The sequence below is a fragment of the Lentibacillus cibarius genome, from assembly GCF_005887555.1.
GTDB lineage: Bacteria > Bacillota > Bacilli > Bacillales > Amphibacillaceae > Lentibacillus > Lentibacillus cibarius.
The window spans coordinates 1,117,120-1,136,138 of the sequence record NZ_VCIA01000001.1; the positions used below are offsets into that span (position 1 = coordinate 1,117,120).

Annotated in this window: 16 protein-coding genes; 5 read left to right on the plus strand and 11 right to left on the minus strand. The window is 43.7% G+C overall.

The genetic code is table 11. From position 1 onward, the window contains the following. The first annotated feature begins 191 nt into the window (after positions 1–191). On the plus strand, positions 192–728 hold the full coding sequence (locus FFL34_RS05430) for a GNAT family N-acetyltransferase (RefSeq protein WP_171046282.1): 537 nt from the start codon (positions 192–194) through the stop codon (positions 726–728). Positions 729–781: 53 nt separating this feature from the next. On the opposite strand, the gene FFL34_RS05435 is transcribed toward FFL34_RS05430, so the two are convergent. The 3 genes from FFL34_RS05435 to FFL34_RS05445 form a co-directional block, all read right to left on the minus strand. Further along, positions 782–2,812: a PTS fructose transporter subunit IIABC gene (locus FFL34_RS05435; protein WP_138602187.1), complete on the minus strand. Its 2,031-nt coding sequence runs from the start codon at positions 2,810–2,812 to the stop codon at positions 782–784. Positions 2,813–2,982: 170 nt separating this feature from the next. Next, entirely contained in the window at positions 2,983–4,941 is a 1,959-nt protein-coding gene (locus FFL34_RS05440) for a BglG family transcription antiterminator (protein WP_138602189.1), read from the minus strand. An 11-nt stretch (positions 4,942–4,952) separates the two neighbouring features. Then, positions 4,953–5,543, minus strand: coding sequence for a ribonuclease H1 domain-containing protein (locus FFL34_RS05445; protein WP_138602191.1), 591 nt, complete (start codon positions 5,541–5,543; stop codon positions 4,953–4,955). A gap of 471 nt (positions 5,544–6,014) precedes the next feature. Here FFL34_RS05445 and htpX point away from each other — a divergent pair, with 471 nt between their 5' ends. Together htpX and FFL34_RS05455 are read left to right on the plus strand one after the other, a co-directional pair. Beyond that, positions 6,015–6,932 carry a protease HtpX gene (gene htpX / locus FFL34_RS05450; RefSeq protein ID WP_138602193.1) on the plus strand — a complete coding sequence of 306 codons (918 nt, stop codon included), beginning with the start codon at positions 6,015–6,017 and terminating at the stop codon, positions 6,930–6,932. 66 nt (positions 6,933–6,998) lie between these two features. Further along, positions 6,999–8,462 (plus strand): aryl-sulfate sulfotransferase, encoded by a 1,464-nt coding sequence (locus FFL34_RS05455; RefSeq protein ID WP_138602195.1) that lies wholly within the window; start codon positions 6,999–7,001, stop codon positions 8,460–8,462. Positions 8,463–8,477: 15 nt separating this feature from the next. Here the strand turns inward: FFL34_RS05455 and FFL34_RS05460 are convergent, their stop codons facing one another. The 7 genes from FFL34_RS05460 to hmpA all read right to left on the minus strand — a co-directional run bounded on the left by FFL34_RS05460 (position 8,478) and on the right by hmpA (position 17,316). Further along, the gene (locus FFL34_RS05460; protein WP_138602197.1) at positions 8,478–9,218 is read right to left on the minus strand and encodes an IclR family transcriptional regulator; all 741 of its coding nucleotides are present in this window, start codon (positions 9,216–9,218) and stop codon (positions 8,478–8,480) included. An 82-nt stretch (positions 9,219–9,300) separates the two neighbouring features. Further along, positions 9,301–10,761, minus strand: a complete 1,461-nt coding sequence (locus tag FFL34_RS05465; RefSeq protein WP_138602199.1) for an aldehyde dehydrogenase family protein — start codon at positions 10,759–10,761, stop codon at positions 9,301–9,303. A 42-nt stretch (positions 10,762–10,803) separates the two neighbouring features. Further along, entirely contained in the window at positions 10,804–11,607 is an 804-nt protein-coding gene (locus FFL34_RS05470; RefSeq protein ID WP_138602201.1) for a DUF3726 domain-containing protein, read from the minus strand. After that, entirely contained in the window at positions 11,589–12,608 is a 1,020-nt protein-coding gene (locus FFL34_RS05475; protein ID WP_138602203.1) for a membrane dipeptidase, read from the minus strand. The genes FFL34_RS05470 and FFL34_RS05475 overlap by 19 nt, the downstream gene beginning before the upstream one ends. Then, entirely contained in the window at positions 12,605–14,320 is a 1,716-nt protein-coding gene (locus tag FFL34_RS05480) for a hypothetical protein (protein WP_138602205.1), read from the minus strand. Before FFL34_RS05480 ends, FFL34_RS05475 begins: the two co-directional genes overlap by 4 nt. Positions 14,321–14,745: 425 nt before the next feature. Then, positions 14,746–15,657 (minus strand): DMT family transporter, encoded by a 912-nt coding sequence (locus tag FFL34_RS05485; RefSeq protein ID WP_138602207.1) that lies wholly within the window; start codon positions 15,655–15,657, stop codon positions 14,746–14,748. A gap of 423 nt (positions 15,658–16,080) precedes the next feature. Further along, a complete protein-coding gene (hmpA, locus tag FFL34_RS05490) occupies positions 16,081–17,316 on the minus strand; it encodes an NO-inducible flavohemoprotein (RefSeq protein ID WP_171046283.1) in 1,236 nt (411 codons plus the stop codon). A gap of 149 nt (positions 17,317–17,465) precedes the next feature. Between hmpA and FFL34_RS05495 the strand changes: the two genes are divergently transcribed. Together FFL34_RS05495 and FFL34_RS05500 are read left to right on the plus strand one after the other, a co-directional pair. Further along, positions 17,466–17,687: a hypothetical protein gene (locus tag FFL34_RS05495; protein WP_138602211.1), complete on the plus strand. Its 222-nt coding sequence runs from the start codon at positions 17,466–17,468 to the stop codon at positions 17,685–17,687. Between the two features lie 82 nt (positions 17,688–17,769). Beyond that, complete coding sequence (locus FFL34_RS05500) at positions 17,770–18,216, plus strand: hypothetical protein (RefSeq protein ID WP_138602213.1); 447 nt, start codon at positions 17,770–17,772, stop codon at positions 18,214–18,216. Positions 18,217–18,325: 109 nt separating this feature from the next. Here the strand turns inward: FFL34_RS05500 and FFL34_RS05505 are convergent, their stop codons facing one another. Continuing rightward, on the minus strand, positions 18,326–18,940 hold the full coding sequence (locus FFL34_RS05505) for an SDR family oxidoreductase (RefSeq protein WP_138602215.1): 615 nt from the start codon (positions 18,938–18,940) through the stop codon (positions 18,326–18,328). Positions 18,941–19,019: the final 79 nt, after the last annotated feature.

The following is a 19,019-nucleotide window of genomic DNA, read 5'->3' on the forward strand; positions in this document are numbered from 1 at the left end:
TTTGACTTTATCGTCATATATTTTAGCAGAAAAGCACCAATCAGCATTGACCATCTTGTGCTATAATAACTAGTAAACGAAACTCATGCCATACAAAAGCTTTATTAACAAGACATGCTGTGATACAAAAATGAAGCAGAATAATAGGCAGAAAATCAATGTCTAAATATAATATACGAGTGGTGACCAAGATGAACAACATCCGTTTATACATGGCGCATGATTTAACAAACATCCCAGTACAACCGCTGCCTGAGAATTATCAATTCAGTCGCTTGCAAAAGGAAGCAGACAAGAAACATTGGGCAGAAATAGTTGCAGCTGCAGATGAATTCGCTACGAAACAGGCAGCGTTGGAACGATTTGATCATGAATTCAAGCCTCATTTGTCTGAGACAAAACAGCGTATGATTTTCTTACAAACACATGACGGACATGATGCTGGTACCGCAACAGCATGGTTTGATACGTGGAATCGCCAAACGATTGGCCGGCTGCACTGGGTCGCGATACATCCGGAATATCAAGGCAAGAAACTGGGAAAACCGTTGATTGCCGAGGCGATGAACGTGCTGGCCAGTTTCCATCAACAAGCCTATTTAAGAACACAGCCAAGAAATTTAACCGCGATACGAATTTACCGGCAATTCGGGTTCGAACCAATCATTCGCAGTCAAAGAGACGAGCAAGCCTGGAATGCTGTATACAGCCAGCTTCAAAACAGGTGAATGTGCTATGTAAAGGAGTAGAGGGGGGCAGAAAGTGGCCCCTCTCTCTTTTTTTACTGGATGGTGTCCAGTAACTCATATGCTTTTTCTTTGGATTCAGCGTGTAGTAATTCTTCCCTAAACGATTCATCCATCAGTTTGCGTGAGAGCATCTGAAGAATTTTCAAATGATCATCGCCGGCCCGCTCTTCAGGAACCGCGATCATGAAAATTAGCTGTGCATCGGTTCCGTCCATGCTTTTCCAGTCAACACCATGCTGACTGATACCAAAGACGACGGCTGGCCGTTTAACCGCAGCAGATTTCGCATGAGGAATAGCGATATTCATCCCCATTCCGGTTGTGCTTTCCTGCTCACGAGCGAAAATAGCTTCTTTAAATGCTTCCTTGGATGAAATCAGACTTTGTCCATTCAGCAATTCAATGAATTCGTCGACGACTGCTTCTTGGGTGGTACCTTTGATGTCTGTTGTAATCAGATCTTTTGTAACGATATCCGTTAATTTATTGATAGTAACATCTTCGGCAACTTGTTCTTCTTGATCACACGATACATCCGTCGTCTTACTATCGTCTGAATCCGTTGTTGTCGCATTGTTCTTAGCACTCACCGACGCCCGCTCACTGGTCGTGTCGTTTGCTGCATGATCCGTGACTGTACCAGTTGGGGTTGCCACCGCCGGCATCACATCTTTTTTCAGCAGATTTACCAGTAAGGCCGTTACAATCGTACCAATAATCGCCGCAATGAAGAACATCAGCACGTTGTCGACAGCACCAAGGACGGCAACAATAGGTCCGCCGTGGGCTACACGGTCACCTACATTACCAAGCATGGCAATGGACGAGCCTACCATCGAACCGACCATGATACTTGGAATGACCCGGATTGGATCCTGTGCTGCAAACGGAATTGCACCCTCTGTAATACCAAATAGCCCCATGGTGAATGATGCTTTTCCGGTCTCTTTTTCCGCTGGCTGATACTTGCGTTTATTTAGGAATGTGGCAAGTCCCATGCTGAGCGGAGGTACACAGATAGCTACGGCAATCGGTCCCATGATTTCATAGTTTCCCTCAGCGATCATGGCTGAACCAAACAGAAACGCAACTTTATTAAATGGTCCGCCCATATCCACGGCAATCATCGCACCAAGGATTAAGGCGAGTACAATGGAGCTTGCTCCCTGCATTCCTTCAAGCCATGTTGTCAATGACTCAAACACACTGGCGACAGGTGCCCCGATGACAAAAATAAACAAAAAGCCGACGATAAGTGACGCAATAATAGGTATAAATATAATCGGCATAACAGGCTGTACGGCTTGTGGAACCTTGATTTTCTTAATTCCCAGAGCGACGTAACCTGCCAAGAAACCAGCAATAATACCACCGATAAATCCGGCACCGGCATCACTGCCATAAAAACTTCCCGTAACAGCTATATAACCACCAATCATACCAGGAACTAAACCAGGCCGATCAGCTATACTGACGGCAATAAAACCGGCCAGAATCGGTACCATAAAGCTAAATGATGCAGCTCCGATACTCTCAATTTGCTTCCAAATTGAATCATCCGGTATAACAAGTCCACCAGGTGTCTGTTCTCCGCCGAGAGCAAGTGAAATCGCAATCAGCAGTCCACCAACAACAATGAACGGAATCATATACGAAACACCATTCATCAAATGTCGGTAAATCGGATTTTCTTTTTCTTTCTTTTCCTGTTTCACCTCTTCGGCGGATTTTAAATTTTCTCCAGCCCCCTGGTAAACCGACACATCACCGTTCTGGATACGTTTAATTAATTCTTCAGGATTACGGATGCCCTCTTGAACACCAACCACGAGCAATTTCTTGCCGGCAAAACGGTCCTTATTCACTTCTTTATCACTGGCAATAATAATGCCATCAGCTTCTTCTATATCTTTAGAAGTAAGTTCATTCTCCGCACCAATGGAACCTTGTGTCTCTACTTTCATATCCACACCCATATCATCCGCTGCTTTTTGCAGATTTTCAGCGGCCATGTACGTGTGAGCAATCCCCACTGGACAAGCGGTCACAGCTAATATCCTCATTTTGATTGCCTCCTTTTATCTAATTCATAATATACCCATTTCAAGTGATACAAAACTTGGTGTTCAACTCATCTTATCGCGAATGCCGAGACTTTAAAGTCATCTATAATTATATACCTTCCACATTATAAAAAATAATTCATTTTTACCGAAGCAACGGAAAAAATGAATTATTTGTCGAGAGTACGTAATATATCGGATATATCAGCTGCTTCCTTTAATTGTTCAACCAGAGCGGGGTTCTGACTAATGGAAGCGATTGTCTGCATTAATGGTTGTATCATATGCTGATCTTGTTTGGCGATAGCCAGCAGGAAAACGACGGAGACCTGTTCGTTCCCCCAAGACAAAGGCTTCGGTAAAATAGCTACCGAGACAACCGACTTTTTAACAAGGTCCGGGTGAGCATGAGGAATAGCAATACTTCCACCGATAGAAGTCGCGGACGATCGTTCCCGTTGCACAGCACTGTGAACAAATGATTGATTGGTATAACCTTTTTCGGTGAGATTACCGGCCATCATTTCCACCACTTCATAACGGTGCGACAGCTGCATGTCAAAAAAGATGGTATCCTCATATAGCAACTGACGAAGCGCAGTAACGTCATGGTTATCCGAAGTCGTGCCATCCGATTTGCGCATCCATTGATTTAGCCGCTTTTTATCATCCGCTTCTAAAAGTGGTGAGACAACAATCACCGGCGCAGATGCATCCGGAATGGCTGTCGTCGAAATGATTATATCCACCGCATGTTTTTGCAGGAACGCCTCTAACTCTGCTTTACTGATGGAAGCAAGTATGTCCAGGTGTTCGTACATTTGCTCCAGCTTTACTTGCAACAAGTGCGACATACCAACACCAAGTTCACAAACAATAACAGCGCGCTTTCTATTCGTATGTTCTTTTTGCATTCGTTCCAAGGAAGCCTGAAAATGAAGGACCAAATAAGCTGCTTCATGTTCAGGAATGGCTAGGTCGTACGTCTCATTAACCTCTTCAACTGCAAAAATAACCATACTGAACATGTACGGATACTTCTTTTTTATTTCTTCAAGCATCGGATTGCGGATTGTAAACCCGTACTGCAGTCGATTAATCACCGACTCCAAATGAATGGTCAATCCGTCGAACAGTATCCGGTCGCCCTGAAAACGAAGCATGGTCATCTGCTCCAGTTGCTGCGTGATGGTTTGCACAACCTGCGTAAGTAGACTATTTTCCGTCAAATTTGTTATTCGCTGAGTCTGTTTACAACTCTCCAAATGCCACGTAAAATATATATGCTCATTTTCTGGAAATTTCAATCCTAGCATCTCTTTTAGTTGCTTTAATAACCAGGCCGTCATATGGTAGCTTTCCAATGTCACAGCCCTTCCCTTACCTTTATCGCCATTCACCGCAACAGGTGAGTGTTGTCTCGTTCGCTTAATCATAATTAATGCATGAATCAGCAAACTTTCAAATTCACCTGTATTCAAGGAAAAGGAAAACTGAGCCTGCAAATCACGCAACGCTTTTCTAACAGTATTTATTTCATGTTCCGGAAATAACTGCAGCACATAATCCCTTGCCTGTATTTCCGAAGTGACCAGCTCAGACAAATGTGCTAACGCATTACGTTTATTAAGTTCACTTCCCTGTACTACGCTACCGACGCGTTGCTTGGAAACAAGTTCCAAGTCATAGTATTTCAACCAATCCGCTATTTCTTGAAAGTACCGTTTGATGGTTAGCTTATTCGTATAATATTTTTCAGCAAGCAATGTTAAGGTAATAGGCTTGTTACTCACCAAAAGTTGGTACGTGATTTCAACGATTTGTTCATGTTCCCTCGTTCTATGTGATTGATAAAGCTGGCGAAACAATTGGGATTTTTCTTCGTTGCTCACCTTAAGTGCTACACCCATCCCTGGTTTTCGGACAAACTCCAGTGATGAATAGACAGCAAGTTCTTTCTCCAGCTGATTCAAATCATTCCGGACCGTCTTTTCTGAGCAGTCCAATTCTTCGGCCAACGTTTTCACGAGTACAAATTCATTTGACCGTGTCAGCAATAGATGCATCAGTTCTTTTTGTCTATTATTCATCCTAGGTGCCAGGCACTTAAACATTTCTGAATTGTTCATGTGCCTGGCACCTAAATCCCAAGTGCTTCTCTGGCTAATTTGTCTGCGAGTTCGTTGCCTTCCACGCCGGTATGGCCGGCGACTTTGTTAAACGATACAATATCGCGATAGTTTGCCATAAACGTTTTATATGCTTGGGTCATGTCATTTTTCGCTCGCCATGACCCGTCCACCCAGCTGGAAATTCCCTGGTAGTCGTGATGAATCACGATGGATTTCCGGTTAGCTCTCGCCCATTTAGCCGCACGCATCGCTGCTGCCAGTTCTCCGGCCACATTATTCATCGAGCCGGCCTCTTTGTTTGTTCCTACACCCGCATCACTATGAATCAGCTGATCATTATCATATACGGCAAGCGCCCAGCTGTAGCGTCCTTTTGAATAACTGCCATCGACATAAACATCGACACGATTTTTGGACGCAGATGATGTTTTAGGTTCAGTTTTTTCAGCTCCGCCACGTAAATAATCATCAGCAGCTTCTCGTGTCGGAAAACGTTTGTACTCAGCACCTTTAAATCCTTTCACCTGGGATTCGCATTCTGCCCACGTCGTAAACACACCCGTCTTTCTGCCTGCACGAACGGCGTAAAATTTTGCCATCGAATAACCTCCAACTAAGTAAACGTATTTTTATATGGCTCACGTAATGTATTCAATCATATCATGCCATATATATGAATGCCTGTCATTAAAATCACTTCTGTTAAGACTGCTGAATTCATGTGTAATCAGGCGCAAAGTTAGGATTTTGCGTAACTTTTCATTCGAATCGAGGACACTGGAAAGACATGCATAGCGGTCATGAGACGGGTGGCCTCTTCATTCCCTTCTCTAATAATATAGAATATTTGCACACCAATAACATCATTCACTTCTATATGACCGCGTAATCATGTATAATAAAGACAAGGGTAAGATTGATTAATGTTTTGAAAAACACTTTCGAACATAGCTGTATTGGATAATCGATTCCGTACACCTTCCCTGATCTGTATCCGATTCTTCGCCACCCTGGTTCATTGATGTTGGAGAAGAATCCTTATAAAACTATACAATAAGAGGAGGAAACAAATGGTTAAGCGGTTATTCCTTTTTTTACTGACTAACATTCTCGTTTTAACCACCATCGTGATCGTTTGGTCGCTCATTACAACATTCACAGGAATCAGTGGCACCTTTGAAAATGGGGCTGGGGGCCTCGGGGGCATTGATTACGGCTCGCTACTGGTATTCAGCCTGCTCGTTGGTTTCATTGGGTCCTTTTTCTCACTGGCTATCTCGCGTTGGATTGCCAAAAAAATGATGAACGTCAAAGTGCTGGATCCAAACGCACCCCTTTCCCAGCAAGAACGTGCCGTTGTCGACAAGGTGCATCGCTTATCCCGTGCTGCAGGGCTCATGCATATGCCGGAAGTCGGTATTTACCAGTCAGCGGAAGTGAATGCATTTGCGACCGGGCCGACCAAAAAACGGTCACTGGTTGCCGTTTCAAGTGGATTATTACAGGAGTTGGATGATGACGCAACGGAAGGGGTTATCGCCCATGAAATCACCCACGTGGCAAATGGGGATATGGTAACGATGACCCTTCTGCAAGGTATTGTCAACACATTCGTCGTTTTCCTATCACGTATTGCTGCCATTCTCGTATCACGACTGGTGCGCTCTGAGCTTGAGTTCGTTGTCCGCTTTGCCGCGGTCATTATTTTCCAAATTCTATTTTCCATACTGGGAAGCATCGTCGTCAGTGCATTCTCCCGATATCGGGAATACCGGGCTGACCATGGCGGTGCAGATTTGGCCGGCCGCGATAAAATGACCCACGCACTCCAGTCCTTAAAAGCTCGCACGGAGATGGCCCAACTAAACGACCGGAACGATGATGCAGCTGTCCAGACGATGAAAATAAATGGAAAAAGCGCCCTTATCACGCTCTTTTCTTCCCATCCAGACATCGATGACCGCATTAAACGCTTAGAACAGAAATAAGTGCCAGGCACATGAACAATTCTGAATCGTTCATGTGCCTGGCACGCAACAAAGGAGGTTAACATCGTGGCTATTTCACAACGTAACACACCTGGTATGCAAAAACAGCTACAAATAAGAAAACGATTAAAAAGAGCTTTTAATCATCGCACCCACACATTGGATAAACCGTTTGTCCAATTAAATCCATATCAGGTTGCACCTTTGACGGCTTTTATACAATTTACTACGCCTAAACCTGCATCGGTTACCATAACCATTCACGGAGATACACCGATAGAAAAAACACTTCCAGGCTACCATACGATACACCGAATCCCGGTTATTGGCTTGTACGCTAACAAGAAAAATCGGATTACTATTGAAGCTACCACCCATTCCGGGCAAACGAAGTCGAACACCATTAAGTTAAAAACGCAAGCATTACCAAAGGACTTTTTGCGAGTAAACGTGGGCAAAGCGGATACAGAAAGGATGGAAAAGGGGCTAACATTTATCGTGCCAAGTGCCCATTATCCATTCGCTATCGATGATAAGGGAAAGGTGCGCTGGTACAGTACGATTAATGTCAGACAGCTGTTCAAACCGCTGACGAATGGGAACTTTTTAATCTATAGCAAGTCTAATAAAGAGTCAAAGCATAATCGCATCATGGAGATTGATTTGCTTGGGCAGATTTACAACACCAACACCATTTATTCGAAATCAACAGTTCCGAAGACAGCGATTAATACGGATGCTGTGAAACTTTCTAACAATAACCTGCTTGTCACCACCCATGAAGAAACACCTGATTCAGTGGAAGACAACCTTACTGAAATCAATCAGGAATCAGGCAATGCTGTCAACAAGCTTCGTTATCAATCTCTCTTTCCGGAAGACTTTTCGCAAAATGAGGGCGACTGGCTGCATAATAACTCCATATGGGTTGATGAAAACGATCGTACAATTATTATGACCGCGAGACACCAAGATATGGTCATGAAACATAGCTTTCCTAACGGGGAGATTGACTGGATTCTTGCCTCCCCTGACAATTGGCCAGCCGCTATGGAGCAATATTTGCTTACCCCGATAGGTGAGCATTTTAAATACCCGGGTGGACCGCATGCGGTAACGGCGCTGCCTGATCAGGACGGAAATCCGGAAACAATCGATATTCTCCTGTTTGATAACAATCATGTTTTGAGACGGGGAAACCAGCAAATAAGCCAAAAATACAGCCGAGCTGTGCAATACCGAATCCATGAAACAAACAAAACCGTTGAAGAAATATGGACTTATGGAGAGGAGCGCGGTGAAGCATTCTTTTCGCCGATCGTGGGTGATGCAGATCTACTTCCGGAAACAAATAACCGTCTGATCACATCCGGTTATATTAAAACGGGAAAAGGTCGTTCTTCAAAAATTGTTGAAGTCACCAACTACCAGCCAGGAGAAGATGTGTTTGAAGTAACCATTTCCGGCTTTGCACCAGAAAGCAAACAACACGTATTCCGAGCAGCGAGATGGAAGGTGCCAGGCACTTAAACGATTCCGAATTGTTTAGGTGCCTGGCACTGCTGATATTTCTGTTGTCGCATGGATTAATGTCGAGATGTGTTTGTCGACCATTTCTTTGTTAAAGCGGAACGTTGGGCCTGAAATGGACACGGCGCCAACCACTCGCTGCTGCTGATCAAACACAGGTGCTGATAGCGCAGATACATTAGCATTGATTTCTTCTACGCTAATGGCATAGCCGTAATCCCTTGTCGCCTGCATTTTTTTGTCCAATAAACCCTGTTCCTCCGATGTCAGCCGTTGCAGCGTGCGTTGCTGGATTTCTTCTGATTGAAAAGCAAGAATGGCCCGTCCTGTCGCACCCACATGAATAGGATGCTGTGTGCCCACCCCTACTGAGCGCCGGATTTCCTGTTGGCTCTCACATTCCATTACACACAGGCGCATATGACCGTTTGGGATATAGAATCCGACTGTTTCTCCTGTTATATTCCGTAAATGAATCAGCCACGGTTCAACAATCGAGGCAAACGGCAGCTCTGTTAGTAGTTTGTTACTATATTCCAGAAATACTGCTCCTAGTGAATACTGTTTGGACTGAACATCCTGAAAAACAAATCCTTCCATTTTTAACGTGGTTAATAAACGATGGACAATCGTTGGGGATATATCTAATGCATTACTGATATAGCTAACACTTTGTGGCCCCGGGGTTTCTTTTAAATAATTTAATATCTTAATAGCTCGTAGTACTGTTGCAGAAACATCTGCTTTTGTTTTCATAATAACCTCCAATTTGAGTGGGTGCCAGGCACTCAAATATTAAGAACATTGTGAATTGTTAAAGTGCCTGGCACCTTCAAAATTAACCTTTGATATAACGCGTTTTGTATTGGCAATAAAAGTCCAGTGCTTCACTGCCTAATTCTTTAAATGTGCCTGTACTGGATTGCTTATAGCCGCCGAATGGTGCTTGGAAGAACGTCCCAGTCGTTGTCATGTTTACTTTGACAATCCCTGCCTCAATTTCAGCTAATGCTTTGTTCATATATTCCAGGTTTTTGGTACAAATGGCTGATGACAAGCCGTATTCTACATCATTGGCTACTTCAATTGCTTCATCAATATCGCTTACCTCGATGATACTGTTTACCGGACCGAATACTTCCTGCTGGGCAATCGTCATCGATGACTTCACGCCGCTAATCACCGTTGGCTCGACGAAATACCCGTGTTCGAAAGCCGGGCCTTCAGGAGCTTTGCCACCGGTCAGAACCGTTGCACCTTCATCTCTAGCACTTTGGATTAAGTCCAGTGTGGATTGTAATTCTGATTGGTTAACTTGCGGTCCCATGTTAATACCTTCTTCAATCCCATTACCTACTTTAAATTCTTTGGTTTTTTCCACAAGTTTTTCCGTGAATGCTTTAGCAACTTTTTCATGGACAATCACCCTGCCTGTTGCTGTACATGCTTGACCTGTTTGGCCATACGCACCAGCAACGGCCAGTTGTACTGCTTCATCAAGATCAGCATCATCCATAACGATTAATGGATTTTTACCACCCATTTCCAGCAAGCAGCGTTTCATATCTTTTGCCGCTTCAGCGTAAATTTTTTTCCCAACTGGATTGGAGCCAGTAAATGTGACAGCTTTTACGGATGGATGATGAATCATTTCTGGAACAAGCTTTCCTGGTGCGATCACCTGATTGACAACGCCAGCCGGTACGCCTGCTCGCTGAACAATATCCATAAATTTCATCACAGTTAACGGCGTTTCGGATGATGGTTTTAACACAACTGTATTCCCGCTGGCAATCGCCGGTGCTGTCTTCCATGCCGGGATGGACATTGGGAAGTTCCATGGTGTAACAACCAATACCACACCAAGCGGCTCTGGTTTTGTTTCAATCTGGATATTTGGCATGTCTGCTGCTTGCAATGTTCCTTTTAAACGACGACATTCGCCGGCGTAGAATTTAACGATACCTGCAGCGTAGCCTACTTCTTTTGCCGCATCATTGTAGGTTTTCCCTTCTTCCCGAACGATGGTTTTAGCCAGATCATCCTTTTCTTCTTCCATTAACGCCGCTATTTTATATAAATATTCACCGCGTTGTGGAGCAGGCGTGTTTTTCCATGTTTTAAACGTTTCCGCTGCTGAATCAATCGCCTGTTTGACGTCTTCAGAAGTTGATTGACGGAATGATGAAACAACCTCTCTTGTATCAGCCGGATTTAAGCCTTCTTTTAGCTCGCCGGATGGTGTTACCCATTCCCCGTTCACAAAATTTTTCAATGTTGTCGCTGTACTTGTAGTCATGATAAATCCTCCTTCAAATGATTCCTATCTAGTAATCTATATTTATGGGGCCATTTCACCTGCACCGCGCAGTCTGGACTCTTCAGTTGCTTCAACCAATGTCTGACTTCCTATTTGATCTAATTGCTCCCAAATATGGTCGTCGATTTCCAGACCGTTGTTATAATTTTTTTCAAATGTTGCTTTAAGCTTTGCGGATTCTGTTAGATAAAATCCCCCATACCTAGCTTCTTGTCTAAGATTTCGTATGCATGATGTGATTAAGTTAGTCTCGGTTGTGCAAACGAGCCAAAAATCATCGGATGACAAGTTAGCTGTTTCATACTGCCCAAGTTCGGCGGTAAGGTTATGCTGCATGATTTCCTCCGCCCTGGCTCCTTCTGCAAAAACTGGGTAAGCAATTTCCGGAGTGGACAAAATCCACATCGGACTGCCATGTTTTGTTTTGTAATTAATCAGACACCCTTTATTTCTTGATGCAACGTAATGAGCAGGTTGTGCCAGCAAATGAGAGCGTGTCGTGTTTTGCATGTGCACACGCACTGTTTCCCTCGTTTCAGCCATCGCCAATGCATAATCCGCCATAAGTTTCCCAAGTATAATGGCGCTTTGTTTGTATCCATCAAATCGGAACAGCCCATCATCTTCCAGGAGCAGGGCCACACTTTCCATTCCGGGCGGATGCATATTCGGAATTTCCTGCTGCAACACATGAAGACCCTCAAGTCCAACAAACTCACTCCATGTGACCACCCCTGCCCCATCATCAGCACAACCATAAGGAATACCGCATGCGCGGAATACTTTTTTACAATGGATAAACAATTCTACATAGGATACACGCATTGTTCCGCCTCCTTTTCAGCTTTGAAGCTATCTGTAAAGAAGCGTAACCAGTTTCCTCCCATCACTTTATCCACTTCCTCGTTAGTCAGTCCTTTTTCCGACAGTCCCCTTGCAATATTCGGGAAATCCGCCGGTGTCTTGAACCAGGACGGCCACTCCGGCCAGGATGGATTCTCTTTGGAACCAGCACCATAATCGATTTCATGTGTCCAGCGCCCCATACGCATCCAGTGTAAAAAGTCAATCGACATATTCAACGTCAAGTCAGTACCCAAACCGACCTGGTCAATTCCCATGAAGTCAGCAGTGCGAACAATCATATCACAGAATTCCTCCAGCGTTGTCTGTTCTCCATTAACTAAGTGCGGATAAGCACATAAACCAAGGACACCGCCGTTATCTCTTAGTGCTGTGAGCACCTCACTTGATTTGTTCCGTTTTGTCGGATAAATCCAGTTTGGGTTCGCATGGGTGATTGCAACTGGTCTAGTTGACGTGGCAATGGCATCAAGGGATGTCTGCTCTCCAACGTGGGATAGGTCAACAACCATTCCCACACGGTTCATTTCTTGGACAACTAGTTTTCCGAAACGGGAGAGTCCTACATCTCGCGCTTCATAACAACTGCTTCCGACAAGATTCTGATTGTTATAGGTTAATTGCATCACTTTGATTCCAAGCTGATTAAACACCGAAACAAGGGAAAGTTCATCTTCAAGCGCCGATGTATTTTGGGTACCAAGAACGACCCCAATTTTTCCTTGTTCCTTTGCTTTAAGAATATCCTCACCCTGATGCACCGGCATGACAAGGTCGGCATTTTCTTTAAAAAACTTATGCCACTCCCCTACTTTACTAAGGGTTTCCCGGGCATTTTCCCATAACCCGCAGCACGCATGAACACAAGTTACACCACCTTGTTGCAGCAAATGCAAGAAGTCGCGATCCCAGTTGCTTAATTCTAATGCGTCAATAACGATTCGATCCTGTTGATGACTCATGATCTATCTCCCTCCAAAGTTGGTAAGTGTGGGAAAACCCAGTTATCCGGAAATGGCTCCCCAATTTCTTCGACAAGTGGCGCCCCTTGAAACAAGGTAATACGCACCCAGCGGTTAGACTTCGGATTGAACCGCTCTGCTCCGAAAAATGATAGTTTGCACCGTAATAGATGAAGTGGCATCATGTGCTTACTTAATAGATTAGCTTGGATTTCCCCATATTCGTATCCTTCTAGTGATTGAATCCGTTGAATGATACCTTTATAGCGCGGGTGTCTTAAAATAAATGATGCAACCATTTCTGATGGTGGTGCGTGTTGCAATATTTCATATAAGCCCTGCACTTGTTCGGCGATATTCATGGGCATCTCCCAATCATCGCCCGGTTCTTCACCACGCACGCCTATGCGTGGTTCCTCTTTTTCTTCCGAGCGATACCAGAAATAGTATTTTTCATCCGGATCGGTAAAATCGTACTGGAATACCCATTGATACTGCCGATGAATCAAGTCTATCAATTCCTGGATGGACATACGCGGTACGATTTGGTACGTTTCCTCCACATTCATGCATTGCTCCAGGTCTATAACATGGTCTGCGTAGATTTCAAGTAATACGGTATGCAGTAATTCCTGCATCTCAATGGAAACCGTTTCAACAGCAGTTTCGGACAACCCTTCCCATACATCATTCGTAGGAATTCCTGCAAACGTTCCAACTTCTAAATATTCCAATACACGTTCTTTGAGAAATCGGCTTTGCTCAGCTAACTTTTCCGGTTTAACAAAAATTTGCCTATCAATTAAGCGAGACTCATCAAAATAGTTGGCAACGCGGTCAAGCCAATGAATCAGCAGCATCAAATCATCCTGCGACGGTTTGATATCTTTAACTCTGGCAATAGCCTTCTCTCGGACATATATCCACTGATGGATTAACCGAGGATGAGATATGAGAAATGGCGCCATTCCAAGGCCTGTTGCATTGCCGGTACCTATAAAACGCTTTATTTCGGGGTCCAGCGAAACTGCTTCCGGATTGCGCCGCTTGGCAATGTGCTCAACCAGATCAAAGCTGAAATGACGCAGCATATACACCGCGAACATTTGCGCTTGGAATGGACCATTGAATGGATGATTATCTTTCAACTTTTCATACGGGGCAATCCCAAATTTGCCGTTTCCATAAACGGCTGTTGTCCGCAACAAATACCCGACCTCATTCAGTATTTTTGGATCGGGTTGTTCCTTTGCCACAAGACAATCGATGACATAATCAAATATACGATTGCTTTTATTTGCTCGCGACCAAACGAGATCAGAGGCATCTCCACGTCCTGCTTCTTGTTTCGGCAGATTTTCCTTCATTCGGTTCAATTTTTCAGCAGTTATCGTGCCTTCACTTAGCGCAAAAGTTACATCCCATTTTTGCGAAATAACACGATCACTTCTTTCTTCATCACTGATTTTTGTAGAGATAGCCAGAAACGAAAAGTCGTGTTTTGGCGTTTGAACGCTGTAGATCGCATGCCCGTGTCCTTCGTCATCTAGTTCAAACGTGGTACAACTAATTGTCCAGTTTTCCCGCATCATATGTCGCATTAATATCCGCAAAAAGCTTAAGCTGGTCAACCGGAATGCACCAATCCGTTCAAGCTTCATCACTTCTGAAGCCGGACGTAATGGATGCCTTTTATTCTCTACCGTCATCATACTGTTCACCCCCAACAATATCCCTTATAAATAACCTCCATTAACTACCGAACTAATTCTTCATTGCCAGTTTTTCATTTTGATAGACTTTCGCAAACGAAAAGTGCAGCTCATCAAGTGATCAATAATAGCAACAAAACCGGTACAGCCGTTCCCACTAAAAGATTACCAGGCACTGATTCTGCCCCCACCTGCCGCCAATAAAGCCACGGCACTTATTAATCAGTAATTCATTACCAATGACGAATTAGTTTTATTTGACGTTCATCAATCATATGACAAAACTAAGCATTAAAGTAAACGTTTACAAAGAATACCAACAACTATAAAGCACATCCACCGGAACGGGACTTGTTTCGTCTATCGGAATTGTATACCGTTATTTAATTATATGATAAACAAAAATATAGCAATTGTCAATATTTTTAAAAGGTGCCAGGCACCCGCTTTCTCTTTCGAATCATATACTCCAATGCGCCGGTTCCGGTAAACACGCCACACAGTATTAAGATAAACCCGGCTACATGGTTCAGTGTAATTGTTTCATTTAAAAATATAGCTGATCCAATCACGCCAAACAACGTGTTCAGATTCATAAAAATAGCCGATTCAGCCGGTCCCACTTTTTTGACGGCGTGATTATACGTCATATGACCGAATGCTGTAGCCATGACCGCACTGAATAAAAAGACCAAACCAAGATGCCAGTCAAACAAATTGGTGATCTCCTGCATTTCCGATCCAAGTAACTGACTTGTCGCCAGAACGAATAACGAACCAATGACAAGCATATAACCAGTTGCCAGCCGTGCGTCGAACGTCGGTTTTAGCTTGCTAATCAGGACAAAGCTGAATCCCTGCACAAGCACAGCTAAAAACACCATCAGGTCTCCCAGCGAGATTCCCGTCAATTGACCAGTGCCCATTAGTGTCGTTATAACTACACCAATAAAACCCAAAATAAATCCAACGACGCGCACCCACGTCATCCGCTGACGCAAAATGATTAGTGCCAACATCGCCGTTATGAGTGGGTTCATCCCTAAAATCAGCGCCCCATTTATACCTGAGGTCATTTCCAGGCCAACTGCAAGAAACGAATGATGTAAAATGACATTAAAAATGGATATGCTAAAGATGATTAGCCACTCATGCTTGTATGGCATTCTGAATATCCCCATCACAGCGCAAATCACCAGCACCGCAACCCCTGCAGTCATAATCCGAAACGCTTGGAGCAAAATAGGATCAATCGCTGTGACCAACACTTTGATAGCTGACAGATTTATTCCCCACATAAGCATCACCAATAATAAAAGCGAATAAATTCGCACCATAAGAACCCATCCAATCTCATCATCTGCTAATTTAAAAGTTACTAAATGATTATATTAACAGCAAAGATACATTAAACCAATTGTTTTGTTTTAACTTTTCATAATACAGGCAATTGGTTGAACAAGTTTAGCGTGCGTGATTGAACAAAGACGCAAGCGCCCGATTAGCCTAAGAACACGACGTGCGTCTCGTATCGGATCCCGACGTGACTTGACTTTGCCACATACGCTTTTTAATTGTATAAAAAAAGTGAAACTTCAACCACTATTGATTGAAGTTTCACTATAAAAATGATTAGACATCCAATTAAAGAAAGTTTTTCGACAGCTGCCGTGATCTTCCTTTGGATATGAATGGGTGCTCACTCGAGTTGAGTCGCCCTCCACTCAAGTGATGCGGCCCCGCTTGAGTCGAACCCCGTTTTATAACGCCTCTTGCAAAACACTTACAGGATTGAATATTTCATAATGGCGTTTATCATTTGGAACATTCCATTCTTTCAATCCTTTATCGACAGCTTTCATGAATGGTGCAGGGCCACAGCAATAAAAGTCCGCTTGGTTACCGCAGGACAAAATGGATTGCAGCCATTGAAGATCAACAAAGCCTTCCTTATCATAATTTTGGCTGTTTTGATCAGCTTTGGTTGGACTGTCATAACAAACGAATGAAGAAATGTTTGGATGTTCAACAGCAAGCTGTTCCACATGTTCCTTCATTACATGGGTTGAGCTATTTTGCGTCGCATGGATAAAGGTTACCGGTCGCTGTGGCTCTTGTTCAGCTAGCGTTTCCAGCATGCCGACAACCGGGGTCAATCCTATGCCTCCGCTCAGTAGTACAATCGGTTCATCTTCGCTAGCAATCGTGAAATCGCCTGCAGGAGCGGAAAACTCCAGCGTATCTCCTTCTTTTACCTCATCATGTAAATAACTGGAGACCACGCCATCAGGTACGTTCCCATCTCCTGTTTCACGCTTAACGCTTATTTTATAAAAATCTTTACCCGACACGCCAGACAAACTATACTGACGCATATGGGTATATGGTTCCCCGGCAATATCAACTTTAATCGTTAAATATTGACCCGCTTTGTATGGGGCAAGTGGTTTCCCATCTTTCGCCTTCAGACAAAGCGAAATCACATCATCGGTTTCCTGAATTTTTTCGTCCACGACCAAAGCGCGGAACCCTGTCCAGCCACCTTCTTGCTCTTCTATTTCGTTATATTTTTTCTGTTCGAGCTCAATAAACAGGTTAGCGATATAATCGTAAGCTGCACGCCACGCATCAAGCACTTCTTCAGTGGCTGCATCACCAAGAATCTCCTGAACCGCCTGAATCAGTGCCTCGCCGACAACTGGATATTGTTCCGGTTTAACACCAAGGGAGACGTGCTTTTCCGCAATACGTTCAACAAGCTCATCGATGTTCTCCAAACTATCGATGTTTTCGCCGGCTGCATAAACGGAATAAACCAGCGCCTCCTGCTGTAGTCCCCGCTTCTGATTTGTCTGATTAAATATATTGCGCAGTTCCGGCACTTTTTCAAACAGCAATTCATAAAAACGCTTCCCAATATCCGTGCTGTTCTCCTTCAAAACAGGTGCCGTAGATTTAACTATTTCCAATTTATTTTCATCAAGCGCCAATGACATTCCCTCCAGATAAGTTAATCATGATTAGTTTTCCCTATATCCAACATGTTAACCTTGTGATATCACTCACAAAGTGATTTGAATCACACTTAGTGGTGACAGTTGTGTGAACAGTAATTTTGGCAGTGTGTGTTGCCTGAGCTTAACTAATGTTGAATAGCTTTTCATTATTGAGTGGGTTGGATAAGATAAATAAGGCGCTGTCGTCGTCGGTTGCGGCGCACATCACTCGGGTTAGGGGTGCAGTCGTTCGACCTGACGTGAATTACGACTTTTGGCCGGAACTGCGTGAGCGTTATTCGATTCAAAATGGGGGAAAGCTGATTTTGGAAGGATGCCGAAAATCATCTATTGAGCGTCAAATGGGATAATTGTGACAAAATCATGAAAAGATACTTACAACTAGCGAAAGCCAGCAAGCTTTGTTAGGCGACAGAAAGGAGGAGCAATACAATGATTAGTGCTGTATTATGGGTCATATTTATTTTACCAATAGCATCTTTATTTCTTTTAAACCAAGAAGTGATCAAAAGATATCTCCCCGCCGCGCTGTTTGTAACAGTCTTAAATTCGATTCTGTATGAAATTGCCTGGGAAGAGAACTGGTGGCGATACCAAATCACCCTCTTCAACTGGGACAAAATCGCTCCTGTCCATATCGTTTACAGTTCGTATTGGGTCGTTACCATTTGGATTCTTTATTTCACGTTCCAAAAATTTTGGCTGTACGCTGTCGTGAATATTATCGCAGACTTCCTGTTTGTCTTTACTATTTCGGCGTGGATGAAACATGTGGGGGTTTTCACAGGTGATATGCCGATGTTTATGACCGGGTTGCTGTTTATCTCGATGGCTATGCTCATTTATATCTTCCAGCGTTGGTATGAAAATAAAAATTAGACGTGCCCGTTATGGCAGGCCGCGCGACTTTCCTGATTTTCGCGTGAGTTTCACCCGGGCCGCGCGACTTTTCCCATTTTCGCGCGACTTTCGGGCCGGGGCGACGAGTTTAAACCAGGAGCTCGTCTATTGTTTGTCTACTCACATCGATATTAGCCCCGTATTCATATTCGCCTTCTATTGCTTTCATGACGACTTGGGCAAATTCCTGCGGGGTTAATAACGTTTGCTGGTCTTCGTCTGGATATAATCTGTTTCGCATTTTCGTTTTGGTTCTGCCGGGCGATAAGCAGACCGTCTTTATTCCTTCATCTGCCCAACACTTTGTTGCCATAATCACTCCGGCTTTCGTGGCACAGTAGGAACTCCAATTGCCACGCGGCTTCGTTCCTGCAGAAGATCCTAAATTAATAATAAGTGCTTGTTCATTTTGTTCCAGCACTGCACCTGTACAATTAAACACCCCGAGCAAATTGACGTCGATCGAATGTTTTTCACTTTGGATACTATTCTCAGCAATAGGTACTGGCTCAATATATCCAGCATTGTTGATGAGAATGTCTGGTTTTACTTTTTCAACATACTGATGAACAGAAGTGGGATCCGTTACATCCAATGCTTCTTTTCCAGGCGTATATATATTAAATTCCTCGTTCTTTTGGAGTTCGGCCACGATTGCTTTTGCTATATCCCCATTGCCACCGGTGATTAAAACGTTTTTCATTTCAGCATCCCTTCTTTCGTTCGTCTTCTAAGTGTTCATTTTACTAAAAGTCATCTACTCTTCAAAGGAAACCTTTGCC

Bases quoted from the DNA above. Each gene is read 5' to 3' on its own strand.
- FFL34_RS05445 (WP_138602191.1), bottom strand. From the start codon at position 5,543: ATGGCAAAATTTTACGCCGTTCGTGCAGGCAGAAAGACGGGTGTGTTT.
- FFL34_RS05430 (WP_171046282.1), top strand. From the start codon at position 192: ATGAACAACATCCGTTTATACATGGCGCATGATTTAACAAACATCCCA.
- FFL34_RS05470 (WP_138602201.1), bottom strand. From the start codon at position 11,607: ATGCGTGTATCCTATGTAGAATTGTTTATCCATTGTAAAAAAGTATTC.
- FFL34_RS05485 (WP_138602207.1), bottom strand. From the start codon at position 15,657: ATGGTGCGAATTTATTCGCTTTTATTATTGGTGATGCTTATGTGGGGA.
- FFL34_RS05465 (WP_138602199.1), bottom strand. From the start codon at position 10,761: ATGACTACAAGTACAGCGACAACATTGAAAAATTTTGTGAACGGGGAA.
- htpX (WP_138602193.1), top strand. From the start codon at position 6,015: ATGGTTAAGCGGTTATTCCTTTTTTTACTGACTAACATTCTCGTTTTA.
- FFL34_RS05495 (WP_138602211.1), top strand. From the start codon at position 17,466: ATGTTGAATAGCTTTTCATTATTGAGTGGGTTGGATAAGATAAATAAG.
- FFL34_RS05475 (WP_138602203.1), bottom strand. From the start codon at position 12,608: ATGAGTCATCAACAGGATCGAATCGTTATTGACGCATTAGAATTAAGC.
- FFL34_RS05480 (WP_138602205.1), bottom strand. From the start codon at position 14,320: ATGATGACGGTAGAGAATAAAAGGCATCCATTACGTCCGGCTTCAGAA.
- FFL34_RS05440 (WP_138602189.1), bottom strand. From the start codon at position 4,941: ATGAACAATTCAGAAATGTTTAAGTGCCTGGCACCTAGGATGAATAAT.
- hmpA (WP_171046283.1), bottom strand. From the start codon at position 17,316: ATGTCATTGGCGCTTGATGAAAATAAATTGGAAATAGTTAAATCTACG.
- FFL34_RS05435 (WP_138602187.1), bottom strand. From the start codon at position 2,812: ATGAGGATATTAGCTGTGACCGCTTGTCCAGTGGGGATTGCTCACACG.
- FFL34_RS05505 (WP_138602215.1), bottom strand. From the start codon at position 18,940: ATGAAAAACGTTTTAATCACCGGTGGCAATGGGGATATAGCAAAAGCA.
- FFL34_RS05500 (WP_138602213.1), top strand. From the start codon at position 17,770: ATGATTAGTGCTGTATTATGGGTCATATTTATTTTACCAATAGCATCT.
- FFL34_RS05460 (WP_138602197.1), bottom strand. From the start codon at position 9,218: ATGAAAACAAAAGCAGATGTTTCTGCAACAGTACTACGAGCTATTAAG.